The following is a 16755-nucleotide window of genomic DNA, read 5'->3' on the forward strand; positions in this document are numbered from 1 at the left end:
GGCGTCATGCCGGCCTCCCTCATCCCTGCTTGCACCAGGCCGCCTCGGTCAATCATTGCCCTGCACCCTGCCCGCCTCGGCGAGGCGCTGGAGTCTAGATCAAGGAAGTGAGGCTTCACCAGCGTACCGGTGGCTGGCGCGAAAGTGCTCTCAGGCCTCGGGCCCCCAGCCCAGCGGATAGAGCAGCTCTTCCTTGTAACCGGCCCACACCCGCACCGCCGCCGGGAAGCTCGCATCGAGCGCCGCGTCGCCGCTGTCCACCAGCAGCGGCCGGCCTTCGAGGGTGCCGAGCTTGCGTTTGGTGGCGATCACCCGCAGGCGCTCGATGCCGATGGCACGCAGCACGCGCGGGCTGATCTGCTGGTTGCCGCGACCGAGGATGTGGCCCTGGCCGCCGATGGCGGTGATCAGCAGGAAGGCAGGATGCCCGTCCACCAGTTCGAACAGTTGCGATTCGGTGACGTCGCGGGCGATCACCTCGCCATTCTCGATCACGTCCACGCCCAGCAGCGTGGTCTCCAGGTGCAGGTCGGCGGCCAGCCCGTGCAGGGTCGAGCCCGGGCCGAAGACGTAGCGCACGCCCTCCTCCCAGCTGTCCTCCAGCCAGGCCGCGAGGTCGGCCAATACCAGCTCCTCGGTCTCCATGCCGGCCTGCTTGACGTGCTGCATGAAGTGCCCTTCTTCGGGCACCGTCAGCTCGGCGTACCAGCGCGCGGCCACGCGGCCGTCGCGCAAGGCGGCTTCGTCAAGGTCGCGCACTTCACCGTGGGTCAGGCGCACCAGCCCGCCCTCGACCAGCCGCAACGCCAGCGCACCGGCGGCGCGCGGGCTGATGGCGTAGACCCCGGAGTGGATCTTCACCCCGGCGGGAATCCCCAGCACCGGCTGGCCCTCGCGCGCCACTTCGGCAACGTCGCGCGCGGTGCCGTCGCCGCCGGCGAAAAGGATCAGCGCAACGCCGGCATCCTGCAGGGCCTGCACTGCATGACGGGTATCCGCCGCGCTGCTCTGCTCCCGCTCCAAGGCACCGACCAGCCGATGGGAAAAGCCCATGTCCGCCAGCAGATCGGCGCCCATCGGCCCCGGAAAGGTGAGGAACTCCAGGCGCTCGCGCACCGGCAGCAGTTGCTCCAGGGCCACCCGCGTGCGCTCCGCCGCGCGGGGCTGCGCGCCGCGCGCCAGGGCCAGTTCGGCAACGCCGTCGCTGCCCTTGAGCGCTGTCGGTCCGCCGATACCGGCCAGCGGATTGATGATCAGGCCTACGCGAAAGCCGTCCATACTCACCTCGAAGGGATTCCAGATCGAACGGCCGGTGCAACGCCGGGTCGACCTTCACTATAACGACATGCAGTAGACCGGGGCCTCGCGCTTGGCACGCAACCTGCCAATCCTGCGAGCGCACAGTCGTCTGCCGCTGTTGGTGACGATTCTCCGCCGCCGTCCGCGACGGCCTTTGTCACCGAGGTTTCATGTGATCTGCCTAGACTGCATTCAACCGTTGTAGAGGAGATTGGCCATGAGCTTGCAACATCATCAGACCCCCGCCCCCCGCCCGGCCCCCCGTGATCCGCAGCAGCCGGTGGGCGGCTCTATCATCGACGCCCAGGGCCGCGAGATTCCGATCACCGAAGACATGATCCAGCGCGCCTGCCGCGAGCTGGACAAGAGCAGCGAGCCGCCGCGCCGATGAGTGCGCGGGCGCCCCTGCCCTATTATTCCCCGACCCGATTGGCGCCCAGCGCCGTCAGCAGGCTTTCCAGGCGCGGCGCCTCGCCCTGGATGTCCACCCACAGCCCGGTGATTTCCCGCCGCGGCGGGTAGTGCTTGCGCAGGGCATCGAACGCCTTGCGCCGCGTTGCCGTATCTCCCACCAGGCTGCGCCGGAAGGCCGCGTCATCGCTGCGCGGGTCGTACACCGCGCGGCACAGCATGGCCAGCGCCCAGTCCGGGTCGCACTCTTCCTTCAGGCTCAGTTCGGCCAGCCATTGCGCCGGCAGCAGATCGTCCAGGCTCACCTCCGGCGCGCGTCCGAGCCAGGCGCAGAAGGCGTCGTAGATCTGCGCCGTGCCGCGCAGCTTGCCGTCCAGGCTGTAGCCGGCGATGTGCGGGGTGGCGATGCGGCAGCGCTGGGCCAGTTGCACGTTCACTTCCGGCTCGCCTTCCCAGACGTCCAGCGCCACGTCGATATCCGCGCCGGATTCCAGGTGGATGCGCAGCGCCGTGTTGTCCACCACGCCGCCACGGCTGGCGTTGAGCAGCCAGGTGCCGGGGCGCAGCGCCTTGAGGCGCTGTGCGTCGATCAGGTGGCGCGTCGGGTACTCGCCATCGCGGGTCAGCGGCGTGTGCAGGCTGATCACGTCGCACTCGCGCAGCACTTCGTCCAGGCTGCGGAAGTCACCGCCCTCGGCGGCGGCACGCGGCGGGTCGCAGACGCGCACGTCCCACCCCAGCCCACGCAGCACATCCACCAGGCGACCGCCGACCTGGCCGGCACCGATCACGCCATAGCGACGCTCGGAAAGCCTGGCGCCGTGCACTTCGGCCAGCGCCAGCAGGCTGCCCAGCACCCAGTCCACCACGCCACGGGCGTTGCAGCCCGGCGCGCTGGACCAGGCGATGCCGGCCTCGGCGAAATAGTCGAGGTCCAGGTGATCGGTGCCGATGGTGCAGGTGCCGACGAACTTCACCTGGCTGCCTTCGAGCAGTTCGCGGCTGACGTCGGTCACCGAACGCACCAGCAGCACCTCGGCATCGCCCAGGGCGGCGCGGTCGATGCCGCGTCCGGGCAGGCGACGGATTTCACCGTGACCGCCGAAGAAGGCTTCGACCAGGGGAATGTTTTCATCGGCAAGGATACGCATGGACTGACTCCAGAAATCGGCACCGGCTACTTTACCAGCGCGCCCGCGCGCGGTCCCGCAACTTGCACCAATGCTTTCCTGACCAGACTGACAAGTCGTAAACTGGCCGGCTTCCCTCCGCTTCCTGCTGCCAGAAAAGGATCGCCGTGACCAGCATCGCCCAGCCCATCTCCCGTGGACGGCGCGTCCTCGTCGAGTTCAAGGAACTGCTCAGCCTCGCCACGCCGATCATGATTGCCCAGGTGGCGACCACCGCCATGGGCTTCGTCGATGCGGTGATGGCCGGCAGCGTGGGGCCGCGTGACCTCGCGGCGGTGGCGCTGGGCAACTCGATCTGGATTCCGATCTTCCTGCTGATGACCGGCACCCTGCTCGCCACCACCGCCAAGGTGGCTCAGCGCTACGGCGCCGGCGACCAGCCCGGCACCGGCCCGCTGGTGCGCCAGGCGCTATGGCTGGCGCTGCTAGTCGGCCCGCTGGCGGCGGCGGTCCTGTGGTTCCTCTCCGAACCGGTGCTGCGGGCGATGAAAGTCGAGGAAGCGCTGATCGAACCCAGCTGCTTCTACCTGCGCGGCATCGCCTGCGGCCTGCCGGCGGTGGCGCTGTACCACGTGCTGCGCTGCTACAGCGACGGCCTGGGGCGTACCCGGCCAAGCATGGTGCTGGGCATCTGCGGGCTGATGCTGAACATTCCGATCAACTGGATGCTGATCTACGGCCACCTCGGCTTCCCGGCGCTCGGCGGTCCCGGCTGCGGCTGGGCCACCGGCTCGGTGATGTGGTTCATGCTGCTGGGCATGCTGTTCTGGGTGAACTGGGCGAAGGTCTACAAGCCGAGCCAGCTGTTCGCCCACTGGGAGTTGCCCAAGCCCGAGGTGATCGGTGGCCTGGTGGGTGTGGGCCTGCCGATTGGCATCGCGATCTTCGCCGAGTCGAGCATCTTCTCGGTGATCGCCCTGCTGATCGGCGAGCTGGGCGAGAAAGTGGTGGCGGGCCACCAGGTGGCGCTGAACTTCAGCGCGCTGGTGTTCATGATCCCCTACTCGCTGGCCATGGCCGTCACGGTACGCGTGGGCCAGGCGCTGGGCGCCGGCACACCGCGCGATGCGCGCTTCGTCGCCGGCGTCGGCATAGGCGCGGCGCTCGCCTACGCGTTCATTTCCGCCAGCGGCATGCTGCTGATGCGCGAACACATTGCCGCGCTCTACACCCAGGACCCGGAAGTACTGGCGCTGGCCGCCTCGCTGCTGGTGTTCTCCGCGCTGTTCCAGTTCTCCGACGCCGTGCAGGTCACCGCTGCTGGCGCCCTGCGCGGCTACCAGGACACCCGCGCGACCATGATCATGACCCTGTTCGCCTACTGGGGCATCGGCCTGCCGGTGGGCTACAGCCTGGGCCTGGCCCACTGGCTGCAGGAACCCACCGGGCCGCGCGGCCTGTGGGAAGGCCTGATCGTCGGCCTGACCTGCGCGGCGGTGATGCTGTGCATCCGCCTGGCGCGCAGTGCCAGGCGGCAGATCGTGCTGAACGAGATGCGCACGGCGGCGTAATTCTGCAGGATGCAAAAAAGCCGCCCAAGGGCGGCTTTTTCGTCTGCCAATCTCACAGGAAAAACACCACGTAGGATGGCGTGGAGCGCAGCGATACCCATCAATCCCGTGCACGGACAGCATGGGTATCGCTGCGCTCCACCCATCCTACAAAGGCAGAAAGCCGCCCAAAGGCGGCTTGTTCGTTACACAGCAAGGATTCAGTCAGTGACCAGCGCCGGTTGCTCCGGTCGGCTGCTCAGCGTGGTGCCCACCGAGGCGAAGATGATCGCGGCGATGGCCAGCCACTGCAGCGAGGTGAGCTGCTCGCCGAGGAACACCAGCCCGGAGATCGCGCCGAACGCCGGTTCGATGCTCATCAGGGTGCCGAAGGTGCGTGCCGGCAGGCGCGTCAGGGCGATCATTTCCAGGGTGTAGGGCAGCGCGCTGGACAGCACCGCAACACCCAGCAGCGCCGGCAGGATGCTGGTATCCAGGAGCGCGGTGCCGGCCTGGGCGAAGCCGATGGGGGCCACACAGATCGCCGCGATGGTCACTCCCAGCGCCGCGCCCTGGGCGCCAAGGTCGTTACCGGCGCGCTGGCCGAAGATGATGTACATGCCCCAGCAGACACCCGCCGCCAGCGCCAGCGCAGCACCCTTGGGGTCCACGCCCTGGCCCAGGTCACCCACCGGCAGCAGCAGCCAGAGGCCGAATACCGCCATGGCGATCCACAGGAAATCGATCGGCTTGCGCGAGAAGTACAGTGCCACCGCCAGCGGGCCGGTGAACTCCAGCGCCACCGCGATCCCCAGCGGCACAGTCTGCAGGGCCATGTAGAACATCAGGTTCATGCCGCCCAGGGTCACGCCGTAGGCAATCAGCGGCGTCAGCGCCTTGCCCTTGAGCGAGGTACGCCACGGCCGCAGGATGGCCAGCAGCATGATCGCGGCGAACACCAGGCGCATGGCCGTCACGCCTGCGGCGCCGACCACCGGGAACAGGCTCTTGGCCAGGGAGGCGCCGGACTGGATCGACGCCATGGAAACGATCAGCAGCAAAACGGGCAGGACAGTGGAGATAAAGCGGGAACGAGGCATGATGCGGACCTGAACAGGCGTTGCAACGGTTGGGAATTCTTGATTGACTGTTATGCGCAACATAATGCGCAAAAAGGCCAGAATGAGCAATATATTGCCCAATAATTCCGAACGACCCAGCGTGCTGGTGCACGTCGCCGACAACGTGAAGGCGCATCGCCGTGGCGCCGGCTTGAGCCAGGACGCGCTGGCCAAGGCTTCCGGCGTCAGCCGGCGGATGCTGGTCGGCATCGAGAGCGGCGACACCAACGTCAGCCTCGCCACCCTGGACCGCATCGCCGCCGCCCTGAAGGTCACCTTCGCCGACCTGGTGCGACCGCCATCCACCGGCGGCCTGTCCCGCGTCGATGCAGTGGCCTGGGGCGGCCAGCAGCCCGACAGCCGCGGCACCCTCCTCGCCAGCACCCCCGCTTCGCGCCAGGCCGAGCTCTGGCACTGGACGCTCGCTCCCGGCGACACCTACAACGCCGAACCGGATGCAGAGGGCTGGTACGACATGGCCTATGTGATCGAGGGGCGGCTGACCATCGTGCTCGCCGAAGAAACGGTGGAGGTCGAGGCCGGCGGGTTCCATGTGTTCAAGAGCAACCAGCCGTTTTCCTACCAGAACCATGGGGATGTGCTGTTGCGGTTTGTGCGGAACGTGGTGAATTGAACGCCCAATGGGAGCGAATCGCGGACGGAGTCCGCTCCTAGGTGGGCGCATGACATCGGTGCTCACATAGGGTACCGAGTCATCCGCGGTGGATTTCGCGGACAAGGTCCGCTCCTGCGGGGGAATACCGTGCCGTGCGGTTCGCGAGCAAGCTCGCTCCTACGAAGAGCTCATATCTCCGGCTTTGGCTTTTGCTCTGAAGACTTCCAGTGAAACCTCCGCGCACTCCGAACGCCCCTTCAGGAGGCCGAGTGGAATCGAAGTTTCAGGGGTTGAGCGGCATGGATGCCGCGAGAGCCGCGATGGGCCAGGGATGGCCCTTCGCGGCGGGCCCCTGAAACTTAGATGGAGCGAGGGGACCCCGGCGAAGCCGGGGCCGGATGATGGGGCAAGACCTTTTGGTTCCTTTTGGGTCGTTTGCCAAAAGGGACTCGCCCGAGGGGGCGAAACAGGAAGTCCCCGCGCACTCCGCAGCGGCGCATATACACCCAAGAAAAAGGCCCGCACTCAATGCGGGCCTTCGTCATTCACACCAAGCATCAGCTGCCCTGCGGCATCTCACCCCGCGCCAGGCGCGCATTGATATCGACGATCACCGCCGGCAGATCGGCAATGGTGTCGATCAGGTAATGCGGCCGCGAACCCTCGAAGATCTGGCCGATACGGCGACGCTCCTGCGCAAGCTTCTCCTCCGGCAGTGCCTTGAACTGCTCGTAGGTCAGCCCCAGCGCATTGCCCGAGCAGGTCAGCGCCACGGTCCACATGCCGGCGCTGCGACCCTCGAGGATGCCCGGCCAGGTATCGTCGACCTTCACGCAGGCCGCCACGTCGTTGATGCCCAGGGCGATCACGTTGGCCAGCGCCTGCGCCGGGTGCGGACGGCCGTTGGGAACTTCGTCGGTGGCGACCACATGGTCGGCGACGTAGCCGTTGGTCTTCGCCAGGGCCACCACCTTCTCCATGACGACAGCCGGGTAGCCGGAGCAGGAACCGACCTTCAGCCCCTGCTTGCGTACCGCAGCGATGGCATCGAGAGCGCCGGGAATCAGCGCCGAATGCTCGGCGATCTTCTCGATCTGCAGCGGCATGAAGCGCTCATAGATGGCGGTGACATCAGCGTCGCTCGGGGCGCGGCCGAACTTGGCCTTGTAGCGCTCGGCGATAGCCGGGATGTCGCAGAGGGTGCGGATGTGGTCCCACTTGCCCATGCCCATCGGCCCGCGGGCTTCTTCCAGGCTGACCTGGACGCCGAATTCGGCGAAGGCCTCGACGAAGATCTGGGTCGGTGCGAAGGAGCCGAAATCGACCACGGTGCCGGCCCAGTCGAGGATGACGGCTTGCAGTTGCTTGGGTTGTTCGTAGTTCATCAGATTCAATCCTGTGGCAATCGGCCGGGGTCAGATTTCGAAGACTTCCATCTCTTTCAGGGTCTCGGCGATGGCCGCGACCGCTGCACGCATGCCGCTGCCATCGACCTGGCCGATGCAGCCCACGCGGAAGGTTTCCACCTGGGTCAGCTTGCCCGGATAGAGGATGTAGCCCTTCTCGCGCACCCGGCCGTAGAACTCGGTGAAGCTGTAGCGCGGGTCACGCGGGGCGTGGAAGGTGACGATGATCGGCGCCTGGATTTCCGCCGGGAGGAAGCTGCGGAAGCCGAGCTTGCCCATCTCCGCCAGCAGAGTCTGGCAGTTGTTTGCGTAACGCTGATGACGCGCCGCGAGACCGCCCTCCTCCTCGTACTGGCTCAGCGCCTCGTGCAGCGCGGCGACCACATGGGTCGGCGGGGTGAAGCGCCACTGGCCGGTCTTGGCCATGTAGGCCTGCTGGTCCTGCAGGTCCATGGACAGCGAATGGCAATTGCCAGCGCTGGCGTTCAGCGCAGAGGTACGGGCGAAGACGAAGCCCATGCCCGGCACGCCTTCCAGGCACTTGCCGGAGGCGGCGATCAGCGCGTCGAAGGGCACGTTGCGGGCGTCGATGTCCAGGGCGCCGAAGGAGCTCATGGCATCGATGATCAGGCGCTTGCCATGGGCCTCGATGACCTTGGCGATGTCCTGCAGCGGGTTGAGGATGCCGGTGCTGGTCTCGCAGTGGATCAGCGCGACGTGTGTGACGGCCGGGTCCGCGCTAAGCAGGCGGTCGACGTCGGCGGCGGTGGTCGGCACGTCCTCTTCGGTTTCGAAGGTGCTGAACTCGCGGCCGATCACCTGGCAGATCTTCGCCAGGCGCTTGCCATAGGCGCCGTTGATCAGCACCAGCACCTTGCCGTCGCGCGGTACCAGGGTGCCGACAGCGGCTTCCACGGAGAAGGTGCCGCTGCCCTGCAGGGGCACGCAGGTGTGGGTCGCCTCACCGTGGATGATCGCCAGCAGGCGCTTGCAGACATCGGCGGTCAGGGCGTTGAAGTCGCTGTCCCAGGAGCCCCAGTCGACCATCATGGCGCGACGGGTGCGGGGGGACGTGGTCAGCGGACCGGGAGTCAGCAGGATGGGGGCTCGCTCGGCAGTGCTCATGCTCGATTCCTCTTTCGTGGGAACGTCGTCAGGGCGGAATTCGGTTGGGCCCGGCGTCATTGCCGTGGCCTGGGCATAACTTGCCGGGCGGCCTGATATCGTTCAAATTGTTTATCACGATGCACCGCATAAGCCGGACATATACCTCATGAACCTCTTCCAGCTCAGAGCTTTCGACGCGGTCGCCCGCGAACGCAGCTTCACCCGCGCCGCCGAGCGCCTGTTCATCAGCCAGCCTGCCGTCACCGGGCACGTCAAAGCCCTGGAGGAGCACTACCAGGTCAACCTGTTCCGCCGCACCGCACGGGGCGTGGAGCTGACCGAAGACGGTATGCGCCTGTCGGCCATCAGCCGCACCCTGTTCGCCCTGGAAGAGGAAGCCGAGGCCATGCTCGACGCCAGCCGCGAGCTGGTGACCGGGCGTATCGAAGTGGCCGCCGATGGGCCGCACCTGGTGATGCCGATGCTCGCCCGGTTGCGCGCGCGCTACCCCGGCATCACCGTCAACCTGCGCCTGGGCAATGCACAGGAAACCCTCGCCGCGCTGCTCGACGAACATGTCGATATCGCCGTGCTGACCGAAATCGAGCCGCGCCAGGGATTGTTCCTGCGCGAGCTGGTGGAGTCGCGCATCTGCGCCCTGGTCCCGGCCAGCCATGCCTGGAGCGAGCACGACGGCGAGCTGCCGCTGGCCGAGCTGGACCAGCAGATCATGGTGCTGCGCGAACCCGACTCCATCACCCGTCGTACCTTCGACGCGGCCTGCTCGGCCCAGATGGTCGAACCCCGGGTGCTGCTGGAGCTGGACAGCCGCGAGGCGGTGACCGAGGCGGTGGCGGCGGAACTGGGGATCGGCATCGTGTCGTCGCTGGAGATCAGCCCGGACCCACGGGTGAAGGCGATCCCGCTGGGCGGCGACGGGCTGCTGAACCGGCATGCCATCGGCTGCCTGGAACGGCGTCGGGGGTTGCGGGTAGTGAGTGCGTTTCTGGAGTTGGCGGAGGGGTGATGACCAAAGCCCGGGCCGACTGTAGGAGCGCGCCATGCGCGCGATCGCGGGCATGGCCCGCTCCTACAACTCCCCCCTAGTCCGCCGGCAACTCTTCCTTCACCAGATCGAGAAAGGTCGCCACGATCCGTCGCGTGCTCTGCTCGCGCAGGCACACCAGGGTCTCGCTCATCCGCCACTGGCAATCGAGGATCGGCAGCGCATGCACGCGGGCATCCGCGCCCAGTTCGGCGGCGGACACCACGCCCACGCCGATCCCCACCGCCACCGCCTCCAGCGACGCCTCGCGACCCTCAACCTCAATGGCCGGGCGAATGCGCAGGCCGGCGCGGGCCATCTCCTCCTCCAGCATCTGCCGGGTGACCGAGCCCTGTTCGCGCAACACCAGCGGCATGTCATCAAGGTCAGCCAGCTCGATGGACTCGCGCCCGGCCCAGGGATGGCCGAGGCCAACGAAGGCGACAATGGGGTCGCTGCGCAGGGTGAAAGTCAGCAGGCGATCATCCTGCACCTCCCGCCCCAGCAGGGCGAGATCGGCGTGGTAGTCGAACAGCCGCTGCAGGGATTCGTCGGTGTTGCCGGTTTCCAGCTTCACCCGGATGCCCGGATGGCGCTGGCAGAAGCGCGCGATCTGCGGCAGCACATGCACCGGCGCGTCCACCGCCAGGGTCAGGCTGCCGGTCTGCAAGGCGCTGGACTCCTGCAGCAGCTCCTGTGCCTCGGCCTCGATGACGAACAGCCGCTGGGTCACCGCCAGCAGGCGCTCGCCCAGCTCGGTCAGGCGCACCGAGCGCTTGTTGCGGTGGAACAGCAGCACGCCGTAGCGCTCTTCCAGTTTGCGCACCTGGTCGGAAACCGCCGGCTGGGTCAGGAATAGGCGCTCGGCCGCGCGGGTGAAGCTGCCGTGTACGGCGACGGCGTGGAATGCCTTGAGCTGGGCGTGGGAAACGGACATGGGCAAGCCTCTGGCAAGGGGATTTGACCGCCTTCAAGAGCATCGAACGCAATGCGACCAAAGGGTCACCGGTGCGGAACACTACCGTCATGGCCCCTGGTCATACAAGCCCAGCTTATTTTTGAAATCTGATAAATCGATTTCAGTTATTTATTCGAAATTGTTTCCATCCCTCCACCGCCGCTACCCGCGACGGTACCCGGATAGCCTCAGCGCTTCTGACCCGCACCGCGAAGACGGTGCGACGTGCTTACAAAACAAGAACAAGACAGGCGTTACCCCACTGACTGCCGGCACAGCACAACAACAACGAGGTCAGACCATGCTCAACCCCCAAGGCACCGCTTCGCCGCGTTCGCCGCTCGCATCGATGAAACGCTGGCGCTGGCAGATCTTCGCCATCACCTGGCTGGCCTACGCGGCCTTCTACTTCACCCGCAAGGCTTTTTCGGTGGCCAAGCTCGGCATCGCCGAAGACCCCTCCTTCCATCTCGACAAGATCGCGATGGCCAACCTCGACGCCATCTACCTCGCCGCCTATGCGGTGGGCCAGTTCACCTGGGGCGTCTTCGCCGACCGCTTCGGCCCTCGGGTGGTGGTGCTCGGCGGCCTGCTGATCTCCGCGGCAGCCGCCCTGGTGATGGGCAGCTACGCGACTTTCCCGATCTTCGCCACCTGCATGGTGGTGCAGGGTCTGGCGCAGTCCACCGGCTGGTCCGGGCTGTGCAAGAACGTCGGCAGCTTCTTCGCCACCCATGAACGCGGCCGCGTACTCGGCCTGTGGAGCACTTGCTACGCCTTCGGCGGGCTGGTCGCCTCGCCGTTCGCCGGCTGGTGGGCCTATGAGGTGTTCGGCACCTGGCACGCCGCCTTCTATTCCAGCGCCGTGGTGGTCGGTGGCGTGGCGCTGCTGTTCCTGCTGCTGCAGCGCAACCGTCCCCAGGACGTCGGCCTGCCGCCGGTGGAGCCGGACGTGCAGCAACCCGAGGCGGTTCGCTACGCCGGTTTCAAGCCGGAGGGGCAGAACAGCAGCTCGCTGCGCATCCTCGGCAAGGTGCTGCGCAACCGCACGGTGCTGACCCTGGGCCTGGCCTACTTCCTGCTCAAGCCGGCGCGTTACGCCATCCTGCTGTGGGGCCCGGTGATCGTCTACGAACGCATGCCGGCGCTGGGCAAGGTCGGCGCGGCGATCCTGCCGTCGGCCTTCGAGGTCGCCGGGCTGCTCGGCCCGATCCTGATCGGCTACGCCTCGGACCGCCTGTTCGGCGCCCGCCGCATGCCGGCCTGCGTGCTCAGCCTGATCGGCCTCACCGTCTGCCTGGCGCTGTTCGTCCCGTCGATGCAGACCGGCAGCAGCCTGATGGTGCTCGGCCTGCTGTTCATGATGGGCCTGACCCTGTACGGACCGGACTCGATGATCAGCGGCGCCGCCGCCGTGGACTTCGGCACCGGCGAAGCGGCCGGCACCGCGGCGGGCTTCGTCAACGGTTGCGGCTCGGTGGGTGCGATCCTCGGCGGCCTGCTGCCGGGCTACTTCGACACCTACACCGTGTTCATCGGCTTCACCGTCGCCGCGCTGATCGCCGCCGGGGTGCTGATCCCGCACTGGAACAGCCGCCCGGAGAACGCCCGCCAGAACGAAACCCGCCACGACCCGCAACTGACCGCGCGGCCCGTGCGCTCCTGAGCAACGCCCCTGCTTCCCCCTCACAAGCCGGCTGAGGGGACGGGCGAGGCCGCCCCGCGCGTGCCTCGCCCTTTTTTCCAGAGCCGCCCGCAGCGCACCGGCGCGCAGGACGGTCTTGTGCCTCTCCCTCCTCACGAATAATAATAATTATCATTTGTAAATTATTCCTGCTGGACGCCCCTGTGAGCACTTCCAACCTCGACGCGGTCTTCCTGGCCCAGCGCCTGCCCCTGTTGCGCACGCTGGTGCGGATGGTGAAGAGCCCGAGCATCGCCGAAGACCTGGTACAGGAAACCTACCTGCGCGTCGCCCGCACCCTGCACGAACGCCGCATCGACCACCTCGAACCCTTCCTCTTCCAGACCGGTCGCAACCTCGCGCTGGACCACCTGCGCCACCTGCGCATGCAATCGCGGACACTGCTCGACGACGTTCCCGCCGAGGTGCTGCAAGCGGTGCCGGCACCGGGCTCCAGCGCCGAAGACCAGCTCCACGCGGAGAAACTGCTGGAGCGCCTGGGCGCCACCCTCGGCCAGCTCAGCGCGCGTCAGCAGCGCATCTTCATCCTCAGCCGCCTGCATGGCTGCGGCTATGCGGAGATTGCCGAGCAGCTCGGCGTCTCGCCCAGCACGGTACAGAAGGAGCTGAAGCTGATCATGGCGATCTGCGTCGGCCTGGTCAGCCGCCTGGAGGAGTCGATATGACGGACTACCCTTCGCCTGCCGATTCGACAAGAATGCGCGGCCCTCAATCCCAGGATCACGCCAAGGACCGCCCCGTGCCCCACGCCACGCCGCCCGACGACCAGCAGATCGCCAATGCCCTCGACTGGCTGATGCTCGAGGACGACATGGACGCCACGACGCGCCAGCGCTTTGTGGCCTGGCTCGCCGCCAGCGACGGTAACGCACGGGCCTACCAGCGGGTACGCGATGCCTGGCAGTCGCCGCTGCTGAGCACCGCGGCGGCGCGCCTGGAGCAACGACTGGCGGCGGCGCCCCGTCGACGGCGCCGCTGGAAGCCGCTGGCGACCGCGGCAGTGCTGGTTCTGGCGGTCGGTGTCGCGCTGCAGAGCGACCTGCTGCTGCGCTTGCGCGCCGATCATCTGACCGCCGTGGGCGAACGGCAGAACCTCGACCTCGCGGACGGCTCCCGGGTCCTGCTCAACACCGATACCGCCCTCTCCAGCCACGTCGACGAGCAACAACGCATCGCCCGCCTGTACCGCGGCGAGGCGTACTTCGACGTCGCCCATGACCGCGACCGCCCCTTCGAGGTGGAAGCCGGGCCGGTGCAGGTGACGGTGCGCGGCACGGCCTTCGCGGTGCGCTACCTGGGCGACGAGGCGGAAGTCAGCGTGCAGCGCGGCGAAGTGGACCTGCGCACGCCGCTGGACGACGCCCGCGTCAGCCTCGGCGCCGGCGACAGCATCCGCGTCGGTCCGCAGGGTTTTGGCGAGCGCCAGCACAGCGCTGACTGGCAGGCGCAACTGGCCTGGGTGAAGGGCCGCATGGTGTTCGAGAACTGCCCGCTCAGCCAGGTGCTGACCGAGTTACGGCGCTATTACCCCGGCTGGATCGTGAATACCAACGAGCGCCTGGCGAACGTCAGCGTCACCGGCAACTGGCGCCTGGATGACCCGCTGGGCGTGGCGCGCTCGCTGGCCCGGATCACCTCCGCGCAGCTGCACGAATACCCGAAACTGCTGATCCTCGACTGATCGCCCTCCTGAACGGAAAGTATTTTTACGCGGTCGCGCCGGCTCGTTCGTTTAGTCAGAAGCCAATGCAATAGATTCGCATTTACGAATGCGAACGACGACTGACTAAGAGAGCCCTTCGATGCCCATCGCTTCTTCGCGTGCCCCTCTGCGCCACCCCGCCCGCATCTCCCTGCTGGCCCTGTCCATCGGACTGGCCAGCCTGCCGGCGACCTCCGCCCTCGCGGCGGACACGGCAGGCAGCCAGGCCCAGGCCGGCTACCGCTTCGACATCCCCCGCCAACCGCTGGCCCAGGCGCTGAACGCCTTCAGCGCGGTAACCGGCTGGCAGGTGGGCGTCGCCGGCGAGCTGGCCGAGGGCATCGAGTCGCCCGGCGTCAATGGCCGCCTGCCAGCCGACCAGGCCCTGAAGGGGTTGCTCGCCGGTACAGGCCTGGGCGCCCGCCCCCTCGGACCGCGCAACGTGGTGCTGGAACGCAACCTGTCGAGCGTGGCGGAAATGCAGCCGCTCACCATCACCGCCACCCGCCAGGCACAGAGCGTGACCCTGGTGCCGAGCACGGTGAACGTGGTCGACCGCAGCGAGCTGGACCGCAAGAACGTCAACACCATCAAGGAGCTGGTACGCGACATGCCGGGCGTTTCCGTCGGCGGCACCGGCAGCCGCGCCGGCATCACCGGCTACAACATCCGTGGCATCGACGGCGACCGCGTGCTGACGCAGATCGACGGCGTCGAGGTTCCCAACAGCTTCTTCAACGGCCCCTACGCGCAGACCGAGCGCAACTACGTCGACCCGGAAATCGTCAAGCGCGTGGAGGTGCTGCGCGGCCCGGCCTCGGCGCTCTACGGCAGCAACGCCATCGGCGGCGCGGTGAGCTACTTCACCCTGGATGCCGACGACATCATCAAGGACGGCCAGGACGCCGGCGCACGCCTGAAGACCGGCTACAGCTCCGCCGACGACAGCTGGCTGACTTCCGGCACCGTGGCCGGCCGCACCGACGCCTTCGACGGCCTGCTGCACCTGAGCCAGCGCAACGGCCACGAGACCGAGTCCTACGGCAGCACCGGCGGCACCGGCCTGTCGCGTACCGAGGCCAACCCGCAGGACGTACGCACCACCAACGTGCTGGCCAAGCTGGGCTGGAAGTATGCCGAGGGCGAGCGCTTCGGCCTGGTCTACGAGAAGTACAAGGACGACCGCGACACCGACCAGAAGAGCGCCTACGGCGGCCCCTACTACGGCGGCAAGCCGACCATTCCGGACAGCGTGCTGCCCGGTGGCATGTACCAGTGGCGCACCGGCAACGACACCATCACCCGCGAACGCTTCGGCCTGGAGCACCAGTTGCTGCTGGACAGCGCGGTGGCCGACCACGCCCGCTGGACCTTCAACTACCAGACCGCCAAGACCGACCAGAGCACCGAGGAGTTCTACTACCCCATCACCCGCCAGGTGCTGCGCACCCGCGACACGCTGTACAAGGATCGCCAGTGGGTGTTCGACCTGCAGCTGGACAAGGCCTTCCTCGTCGGCGAGACCGACCACCTGCTGACCTACGGCACCACCCTGAAGCGGCAGAAGGTCACCGGCTACCGCGAAGGCGATGCCACCTGCCTGGCGGTCGGCCGCGGCTGTAGCGCCGTCGGCGCGCCCAGCTCCATCGCCAGCGACAGCCTGGCGCGCAGCAGCGACTTCCCCGACCCGACTATCGATACCTACGGCCTGTTCGCCCAGGACGAGATCCGCTGGAACGCCTGGACTTTCCTGCCCGGCCTGCGCTACGACTACACGCGCCTGAAGCCGCACATCACCGAGGAGTTCCTCAACACCGTGGACCAGAGCGGCGAAGGTGAAGTCAGCAGCGAGGACAAGACCTGGCACCAGCTCTCACCCAAGCTCGGCGTGACCTACGCCTTCAACGACAACTACCTGTGGTACGGCCAGTACGCCCAGGGCTTCCGCACCCCGACCGCGAAGGCGCTGTATGGCCGCTTCGACAACCCCGGCACCGGCTACCGCGTCGAGCCCAACCCCGACCTCGACCCGGAACGCAGCCAGAGCTACGAGACCGGCCTGCGCGGCAACTTCGAGGCAGGCTCCTTCGACGTCGCGGTGTTCTACAACAAGTACCGCGACTTCATTAACGAGGACGCCATCACCCCCGGCTACAGCGAGCCGACCTTCCAGAGCAACAACATCGAGAAAGCCATCATCAAGGGCGTCGAGCTCAAGGGTCGCCTGGAACTGGGTGCCTTCGGCGCGCCCCAGGGTCTCTACACCAAGGGCGCGGTGGCCTATGCCTACGGCCGCAACCAGGACACCGGCGAGCCGATCAACAGCGTCAACCCGCTCACCGGCGTGTTCGGCCTGGGGTACGACGAACAGGCCGGCCGCTACGGCGCCCTGCTCGACTGGACCCTGGTCAAGCGCAAGGACCGCGTCGACGACAACAACTTCAAGGCCCCCGACGGCACCAGCAGCCAGTTCAAGACACCGGGCTTCGGCATCCTCGATCTGACCGGCTACTACAAGCTGACCGACGACCTGACCGTCAACGCCGGCCTCTACAACCTCACCAACAAGAAGTACTGGCTGTGGGACGACGTACGCGGCTACGACAGCGTCGGCGAAGCCTCGGTGCTGGCTCCGGCCAACCTCGACCGGCTGACCCAGCCGGGGCGCAACTTCGCGGTCAACCTGGTGTGGGATATCTGATGGG

General features: G+C 67.1%; 14 protein-coding genes. 8 read left to right on the forward strand and 6 right to left on the reverse strand.

Going from position 1 to position 16755, the window contains the following annotated elements; genetic code table 11:
- Positions 1-150 precede the first annotated feature (150 nt).
- On the reverse strand, positions 151-1278 hold the full coding sequence (locus J5M67_RS12260) for an ATP-NAD kinase family protein (RefSeq protein WP_207885589.1): 1128 nt from the start codon (positions 1276-1278) through the stop codon (positions 151-153).
- A gap of 238 nt (positions 1279-1516) precedes the next feature.
- Between J5M67_RS12260 and J5M67_RS12265 the strand changes: the two genes are divergently transcribed.
- On the forward strand, positions 1517-1690 hold the full coding sequence (locus J5M67_RS12265; protein ID WP_207885590.1) for a PA1571 family protein: 174 nt from the start codon (positions 1517-1519) through the stop codon (positions 1688-1690).
- A 22-nt stretch (positions 1691-1712) separates the two neighbouring features.
- Here the strand turns inward: J5M67_RS12265 and pdxB are convergent, their stop codons facing one another.
- Positions 1713-2861, reverse strand: coding sequence for a 4-phosphoerythronate dehydrogenase PdxB (pdxB, locus tag J5M67_RS12270; protein WP_207885591.1), 1149 nt, complete (start codon positions 2859-2861; stop codon positions 1713-1715).
- A gap of 146 nt (positions 2862-3007) precedes the next feature.
- Between pdxB and J5M67_RS12275 the strand changes: the two genes are divergently transcribed.
- Positions 3008-4411, forward strand: a complete 1404-nt coding sequence (locus J5M67_RS12275) for an MATE family efflux transporter (RefSeq protein WP_207885592.1) — start codon at positions 3008-3010, stop codon at positions 4409-4411.
- A gap of 200 nt (positions 4412-4611) precedes the next feature.
- On the opposite strand, the gene rhtA is transcribed toward J5M67_RS12275, so the two are convergent.
- Positions 4612-5490: a threonine/homoserine exporter RhtA gene (gene rhtA, locus J5M67_RS12280; protein ID WP_207885593.1), complete on the reverse strand. Its 879-nt coding sequence runs from the start codon at positions 5488-5490 to the stop codon at positions 4612-4614.
- A gap of 52 nt (positions 5491-5542) precedes the next feature.
- Between rhtA and J5M67_RS12285 the strand changes: the two genes are divergently transcribed.
- Positions 5543-6145, forward strand: a complete 603-nt coding sequence (locus tag J5M67_RS12285) for a helix-turn-helix domain-containing protein (protein WP_207885594.1) — start codon at positions 5543-5545, stop codon at positions 6143-6145.
- A gap of 539 nt (positions 6146-6684) precedes the next feature.
- Here the strand turns inward: J5M67_RS12285 and phnX are convergent.
- Both phnX and J5M67_RS12295 read right to left on the reverse strand, forming a co-directional pair.
- Positions 6685-7512, reverse strand: a complete 828-nt coding sequence (gene phnX, locus J5M67_RS12290) for a phosphonoacetaldehyde hydrolase (protein ID WP_207885595.1) — start codon at positions 7510-7512, stop codon at positions 6685-6687.
- Positions 7513-7542: 30 nt separating this feature from the next.
- Positions 7543-8658 carry a 2-aminoethylphosphonate--pyruvate transaminase gene (locus J5M67_RS12295; protein ID WP_207885596.1) on the reverse strand — a complete coding sequence of 372 codons (1116 nt, stop codon included), beginning with the start codon at positions 8656-8658 and terminating at the stop codon, positions 7543-7545.
- Between the two features lie 148 nt (positions 8659-8806).
- Here J5M67_RS12295 and J5M67_RS12300 point away from each other — a divergent pair, with 148 nt between their 5' ends.
- The gene (locus tag J5M67_RS12300; protein ID WP_207885597.1) at positions 8807-9667 is read left to right on the forward strand and encodes a LysR substrate-binding domain-containing protein; all 861 of its coding nucleotides are present in this window, start codon (positions 8807-8809) and stop codon (positions 9665-9667) included.
- A gap of 76 nt (positions 9668-9743) precedes the next feature.
- Here the strand turns inward: J5M67_RS12300 and J5M67_RS12305 are convergent, their stop codons facing one another.
- Positions 9744-10622 carry a LysR substrate-binding domain-containing protein gene (locus tag J5M67_RS12305; protein ID WP_207885598.1) on the reverse strand — a complete coding sequence of 293 codons (879 nt, stop codon included), beginning with the start codon at positions 10620-10622 and terminating at the stop codon, positions 9744-9746.
- Positions 10623-10944: 322 nt separating this feature from the next.
- Here J5M67_RS12305 and J5M67_RS12310 point away from each other — a divergent pair, with 322 nt between their 5' ends.
- From J5M67_RS12310 to J5M67_RS12325, 4 genes are all read left to right on the forward strand, one after another.
- Positions 10945-12309 (forward strand): MFS transporter, encoded by a 1365-nt coding sequence (locus J5M67_RS12310; RefSeq protein ID WP_207885599.1) that lies wholly within the window; start codon positions 10945-10947, stop codon positions 12307-12309.
- A gap of 182 nt (positions 12310-12491) precedes the next feature.
- The gene (locus J5M67_RS12315) at positions 12492-13013 is read left to right on the forward strand and encodes a sigma-70 family RNA polymerase sigma factor (protein WP_207885600.1); all 522 of its coding nucleotides are present in this window, start codon (positions 12492-12494) and stop codon (positions 13011-13013) included.
- Between the two features lie 32 nt (positions 13014-13045).
- A complete protein-coding gene (locus J5M67_RS12320) occupies positions 13046-14029 on the forward strand; it encodes a FecR domain-containing protein (RefSeq protein ID WP_279381567.1) in 984 nt (327 codons plus the stop codon).
- Positions 14030-14150: 121 nt separating this feature from the next.
- A complete protein-coding gene (locus tag J5M67_RS12325; protein ID WP_207885602.1) occupies positions 14151-16751 on the forward strand; it encodes a TonB-dependent receptor in 2601 nt (866 codons plus the stop codon).
- The last annotated feature ends 4 nt before the right edge of the window (positions 16752-16755 follow it).

The organism is Pseudomonas sp. 30_B, from assembly GCF_017491605.1.
Lineage (GTDB): Bacteria > Pseudomonadota > Gammaproteobacteria > Pseudomonadales > Pseudomonadaceae > Pseudomonas.